Consider the following 6,188-nt stretch of genomic DNA (forward strand, 5'->3'; position numbering starts at 1 on the left):
GTGCGTACTGAGCCCGAAATTTTTTGTACGGTTCAACAAAAGGATCGCGGCTTTTATAGTTTCGGCTTAGTAAGCGTGAATTTCTTCTTTGTTGCCTTTTGATTTTCGTATCATTAGGTTCGGCAAATTAGCCCTTATTTCCCTAAGTTCACGCGTTTCAGAGGCTAATTTACGCTTCAATTGTTCTTTGGTTATGCTTCATTTTAGTTTGCATCAGTGTTTTCCTCGTGGCATTTTCAATCCCAATTGTGGTTAGGATATTTGGTTTATAAGTTCCAAACTCGCTGAAATCAAGCCGTTCAAATGGTGTGAAAAATGTATCTGTTTTCTATTCACTTTATCTCGCATTTTAAGAACATTTTGTTCGCTTAATTACCATTGGTAAATTAAAATCAGGGCTTAGAATATCTTGGCAGGGCAGTTCGTTACCAAGCTAGCCAAGCCGAAAGTAAGCACGCACAACAATCGCATCAACACGATTTATTACACTCGGCGTTCTGGGTTTGCCTTGGGTTTTGTGATTAAGGCGGTAAAATTCAGGTTGGTTTGCATGGTAATAAACGTGTTATGCCAGCGTTATGAGAATTAAGGGATAATTTTAAATATGGATATCAAAATAGATGATTTGAATGGCGGTGAAGTTGTTCAGTTATTAAAAGAACACCTGGAAGATATGTATGCAACGTCTCCTCCTGAAAGTGTGCACGCATTAGATGTCAGCGCTCTAAAAGTACCTGAGATTACGTTCTTTAGCTGCTGGAAAGGTGAGCAGTTATTAGGTTGTGCAGCAATTAAGGAATTGGATTCAAACCATGCGGAACTGAAATCAATGAGAACCTCTAATCATGCGCGAAATTTGGGTGTAGGTACGCTTCTTCTCAATCATGTATTAAATGTTTCATCGGATAGGGGTTATAAGAAAATTAGCTTGGAAACCGGTTCACAAGAGTTCTTCAAACCAGCTCGTAATCTCTATGAAAAATTTGGTTTTCAATATTGTGATCCCTTTGCCGATTACAAACCAGATCCACACAGCCAATTTATGTCGTGCACACTGGGTGAGACATTCTCATAACAAATGCATCAACACGATTTGCTACATTCGGCATTCTAGGTTTCTTTGAGTTTACCGTATTAAGTGGTAAATTTGGGCTTAATCTGCATGGTAGCAAACGTGTTATGCAGGCGTTATAACTACAAAGAAGGGTATATGATAAAGTTTACACTGATAGAAAATTCCTTAGATTCAATTGAACAAGGACTTGAGTTTTTAAATAAAGCTGAGGCTGAAAATAGCAATAGTGCTTATAAGCATGCACTCTTATGTTTATTTCAAGGCGCTGAGTTGGTTCTGAAAGAAATTTTGGTGTTAATTGAACCGATAACAATCTTTGATAAGAATTCATTATTTAAGCATTGTAGCAGCCCATTGTCGCCAACAATGGAAGAGCTGTATAAATGTAAGTCGATTGATATCCGAGGTATAGGGCAAGAGCTGAAAAAACATTATCCAGAGTCTTTCGCAAGATCTAATATTAAAGTGTTAGATAAGTTAGCAACAGAAAGAAATAAAATTCAACATTTTGCAATTGAAGTATCGCCTGAAGAGTTAACTAAAAATTTGATTGAGCTTTATCTTAAAGTTATAAAACCTGCATTTAAAATTATTCAAACGGGTAGCTATAGTGCCGAACAAAATGGTATTTCACTAGATTCAATTCAAGAGCGTATTGTGGCGTTCGAAAGTTCATTTTTAAATGTAAAAATAGGTGGCGGCTTTTATATCGGAATGTGCCCTTCGTGCGAGGAACATAGTCATTTCATCGTATATGAAGGTGAGTCATATCCAATTTATACATATTGTATTTCGTGTGATTATAAATTAAATGATATTGGGATTTTATCTACGGAATATCATATTTGTCCTGAATGTGCAGCGCCATCATTAATTTATGATGAAAAAAGTCAAGCTGGTGTTTGTTTATGGCGTAAATGTTACTACTGTAGAGAGGGTGGTTTTATTGAAATGGAACCATGTGATTCTTGCAATGGCTTCGAGGTTGAAGGGAACTGCGAAACATGTAACCCCGAGGATGAGTAGTTATAACAAATGCATCAACACGATTTACTACACTCGGCAATCTCAGTTTGCCGAGTGTTTCTTGTTTTAAGGCGTCAATATTAAGTATGATTGCATAGTAGTAAACGTGTTATGCAGGCGTTGTGCGTACTGAGTCCGAAATTTTTTGCACGGTTCATCAAAGGGATCGCGGCTTTCGTAGTTTTGGCTTAGTAAGCGTTCCTTTCTTCTTTGTTGCCTTTTGGTTTTCGTCATTATCAGGTTCGGCAAATTAGCCCTTATTTTCCTAAATTCAGGCGTTTCAGAGGCTAATTTACGCTTCAATGGTTCTTTGGTTATGCCTCATTTTAGTTTGCATCAGTGTTTTCCTCGCAGCATTTCCAATCCCAATTGTGTCTAGTGTATTTGGTTTTTGAGTTCCAAATCTTCTGAAACCAAGCCGTTCAAATGGCGTAAGAAATGTATCTGTTTCCCATTTACTTTATCTCGCATTTTAAGAACATTTTGTTCGCTTAATTACTACCGGTAAATTAGAATCAGGGCTTAGAAAATCTTGGCAGGGCAGTTCTTTACCAAGTTAGCCAAGCCAAAAGTAAGCACGCACAACAATCGCATCAACACGATTTATTACATTCGGCGTTCTGGCTTTGTCTTTAGTTTTGTGATTAAGGCGGTTAATTCAGGTTGGTTTGCATAGTAATAAACGTGTTATGCAGGCGTTATACGGCAAAAAGAAAAAGTAGCAGTTCACATTAAAAAGGTCTAAAATTAGCACTTAATTTAATACTATTTTGGTGGCGTTATGAGACAAGTTCTAGCTGATTGTTCAGCAAGTATTTCAGAGTTAAAGAAAAATCCTACAGCTCTTTTGAACGAAGCTGATGGCTCTGCTATAGCTATTTTAAATCACAATAAACCAGCGGCTTACCTAGTACCTGCTGAAACTTACGAATTTCTAATGGATATGTTAGATGATTACGAGCTTTCTAAGCTTGTTGAAAGCCGCAGACTTGATTTATCAGACGCTGTGGAAGTAAATATCGATGACTTATAAATTAAAATTCCTACCAGCAGCACAAAAAGAGTGGAGTAAATTAGCTCCACCGATCAAAAGCCAGTTTAAAAAGAAGCTAATTGAGCGTCTTGAAAATCCTCATGTGCCGGCATCAAAGTTACGTGGTTATGATTCTGTCTATAAAATTAAATTACGTACAGCAGGCTATCGTTTAGCTTATGAGGTTATTGATGACGAAATTGTTGTCTATGTTTTAGCTATTGGAAAACGAGATAAAGATGCAGTTTACAAGAAGTTAGCCTCACGCTTTGGGTAGCCGTATAACAAATGCATCAACACGATTTGCTACACTCGGCGTTGTCAGTTTGTCTTTAGTTTCAGTGATTAAGGCAGTAAATTTCAACTAAGTCTGTACGTAGCAAACGTGTTATGCAGGCGTTGTGCGTACTGAGTCCGAAATTTTTTGCACGGTTCATCAATAGAATCGCGGCTTTCGTAGTTTCGGCTTAGTAAGCGTGAATTTCTTCTTTGGTGCCTTTTGGTTTCCATTTCATCAGGTTCGGCAAATTAGCCCTTATTTCCCTAAGTTCAGGCGTTTCAGAGGCATTTTTACGCTTCAATTGTTCTTTGGTTATGCCTCATTTTATTCTGCATCAGTGTTTTTCTCGCAGCATTTTCAATCCCAGTTCTGGTTAGGATATTTGGTTTATCAGTTCCAAATCTGCTGAAACCAAGCCGTTCAAATGGCGTAAGAAATGTATTTGTTTTCCATTTACTTTATCTCGCAATTTAAAAACATTTTGTTCGCTTAATTGCCATTGGTAAATTAAAATCAACGCTTAGAAAATTTTGGCAGGGCAGTTCTTTACCAAGCTGACCAAGCCGAAAGTAAGCACGCACAACAATCGCATCAACACGATTTATTACATTCGGCGTTCTGGGTTTGCCTTTAGTTTTGTGATTAAGGCGGCTAATTCAGGTTGGTTTGTATAGTAATAAACGTGTTATGCCAGCGTTATATGCAGTTCAAGTTATGGAGAGGAAATGGAAAAGTTTTATATTTTAATGGGCTCTCAAGCATGGGCTGAAATTCTTGTACTCGTAAAGAATGAGCAAACTCAGCTGAGGAATAATGCTCTAGAATGGAAGAGAATATCTGCTCTACTTGAGAGTGAGTTTATAAAGTATGCAGGTACAGAGAAAAGTATTTTAATCGCTAAATTATGTAATGATTATATTAAGTTAGTACTTTCTAGCTATCTTGAAATATCTCAGAGTGGAATTATGCAAATTGAATCAATAGGATTCAAGGCATCTTTAGAGCAGAGTGAGTCTGAAGCTTTAATTTTTTCTAAGATATGTAACCATTATGAAGAGGCTCTCAATTTTCAGTCATCTATAAATACGACTAAATTTGAGGAAACGAGTGTAAGCAATAAGAGTCATTCAAGTTTTGCTCGAACTGATTGGTTGATTCCTTTATTTAAAAGTGAACAAGAAGAAGTATTTTATGAAGCGTTAAAAAGTACGTATCCAAATTTCTTCGTTTACCCAAATGTAGCTGTGAATAATATTTTTGATTTTGAACAGATTAAACCGCACTTACAAAGTAGTGAGCGAGATTACTTCTTAAAGGCTATTATTGATTTTGTTGTATATGACCCATCTGATCACACTCCTAAGTTCTTCTTTGAAGTTGACAGTTGTTATCATGACTCAGCTGAAGCAAGGATTAGGGATAATAAGAAAAATAATATCTTTAATGTTGCTGGTATCAAATTGCATAGAATAAGACTGAATTCCGATACTTTGATGCAAAAGTATGATTTTATGCAAGAAATCAAGTTAGTTACGGCGTAAGCATATAACAAATGCATCAACACGATTTACTACACTCGGCATCCCAGGTTGTCGGGTGTTTCTCGTTTTAAGGCGTCAATATTGAGTATAATTGCTTGGTAGTAAACGTGTTATGCAGGCGTTATAAAACAATATCCATTAAATGAACTTGTGAACTCTACTCAGAATATAGAATAACTATTTGATATGATACTCCATAATTGTATTTCGAATTAAGGATTGAAATGAATCAGATTACTTATCGTGTTATGGCAGGAGACGACGTAGTTGTTGCTGGCGGTGATCAAGTAGTAGTTACTCTTGAAGATGCATTAAGTGCTGTTGATAAACTGCAAGACAAACTTCATAGTGCAAAGAGTGACGTAGAAGAGTTTATCCGAAATAATTGGGATGAACTAGTCGAGGAGCTTACAGGAATTGATGTTCCAGACTATTTGTTAGAACAATATCCTGAATTTTATAATTATTTGGAAATGGTTCTGCAACTAATAGGCTTAATGTAGTTGTACTCAACCCTGTTTTATAACAAATGCATCAACACGATTTACTACACTCGGCAATCTCAGTTTGCCGGGTGTTTCTCGTTTTAAGGTGTCAATTTCAAGTATATTTGCATAGTAGTAAACGTGTTATGCAGGCGTTATACGGTAGTGAATAATCTTTAAAGCGGAGATAAACCTGTTAGATTTCACAGTAGAAATAGAATCCATATAATAATAAATTACGGTTATCGATTAGCAACGTGACGAGGAAAAAATAGAACCTATTTCTGTCTTATAACCTATTTTTATTATGGCCCACTCCAACCGTAATAATTTTGATTAGAACTACTATTTAACCTTTTAGTAAGGCTTAATCCTATAAAATAGTGGTTTTTTGGCCCAGATTGGCAGCTGGGCCACTTTTTAAGTATATGTTTTACCATATCAATCAGTGCTATCTTTGTTTTGATTATTACTTCCAACTCTCTAACTTTTTAGCTTAAGCTGAATAAATATCATAAATGATGAATCGTGCACCTTGCGACTTTGTTGTTGCTTGAGTCTTTGAATTGTTACGATCTAGCAACCGATTTAATTCAGTGGGCGTTTTCAAAGCAATTCTTTGTCAAGTTAGTGGAAGCGAAAGTTAATCCGTATAACAAATGCATTAACACGATTTGCTACACTCGGCGTTGTCAGTTTGCCTTTAGTTTCAGTGATTAAGGCGTTAAAATTCAGCTAGGTCTGTATC

Annotated in this window: 6 protein-coding genes; all 6 read left to right on the top strand. The window is 36.4% G+C overall.

The annotated features are described in order from the left end of the window. The first annotated feature begins 604 nt into the window (after positions 1-604). The 6 genes from BTO22_RS13770 to BTO22_RS13800 all read left to right on the top strand — a co-directional run bounded on the left by BTO22_RS13770 (position 605) and on the right by BTO22_RS13800 (position 5,458). Positions 605-1,075 carry a GNAT family N-acetyltransferase gene (locus BTO22_RS13770; RefSeq protein WP_065611809.1) on the top strand — a complete coding sequence of 157 codons (471 nt, stop codon included), beginning with the start codon at positions 605-607 and terminating at the stop codon, positions 1,073-1,075. A 135-nt stretch (positions 1,076-1,210) separates the two neighbouring features. Next, positions 1,211-2,101, top strand: a complete 891-nt coding sequence (locus BTO22_RS13775; protein WP_105055985.1) for a hypothetical protein — start codon at positions 1,211-1,213, stop codon at positions 2,099-2,101. A gap of 781 nt (positions 2,102-2,882) precedes the next feature. Continuing rightward, positions 2,883-3,134: a type II toxin-antitoxin system Phd/YefM family antitoxin gene (locus BTO22_RS13780; RefSeq protein WP_017020027.1), complete on the top strand. Its 252-nt coding sequence runs from the start codon at positions 2,883-2,885 to the stop codon at positions 3,132-3,134. Further along, entirely contained in the window at positions 3,124-3,411 is a 288-nt protein-coding gene (locus BTO22_RS13785; protein ID WP_017020028.1) for a type II toxin-antitoxin system RelE family toxin, read from the top strand. The genes BTO22_RS13780 and BTO22_RS13785 overlap by 11 nt, the downstream gene beginning before the upstream one ends. A gap of 728 nt (positions 3,412-4,139) precedes the next feature. Next, on the top strand, positions 4,140-4,955 hold the full coding sequence (locus BTO22_RS13795; RefSeq protein WP_105055986.1) for a DUF2726 domain-containing protein: 816 nt from the start codon (positions 4,140-4,142) through the stop codon (positions 4,953-4,955). Between the two features lie 224 nt (positions 4,956-5,179). After that, positions 5,180-5,458, top strand: a complete 279-nt coding sequence (locus BTO22_RS13800) for a hypothetical protein (protein WP_105055987.1) — start codon at positions 5,180-5,182, stop codon at positions 5,456-5,458. Positions 5,459-6,188: the final 730 nt, after the last annotated feature.

It is taken from the genome of Aliivibrio sifiae (assembly GCF_002954705.1).
In the GTDB taxonomy this organism is placed as follows: Bacteria; Pseudomonadota; Gammaproteobacteria; order Enterobacterales; family Vibrionaceae; genus Aliivibrio; species Aliivibrio sifiae_A.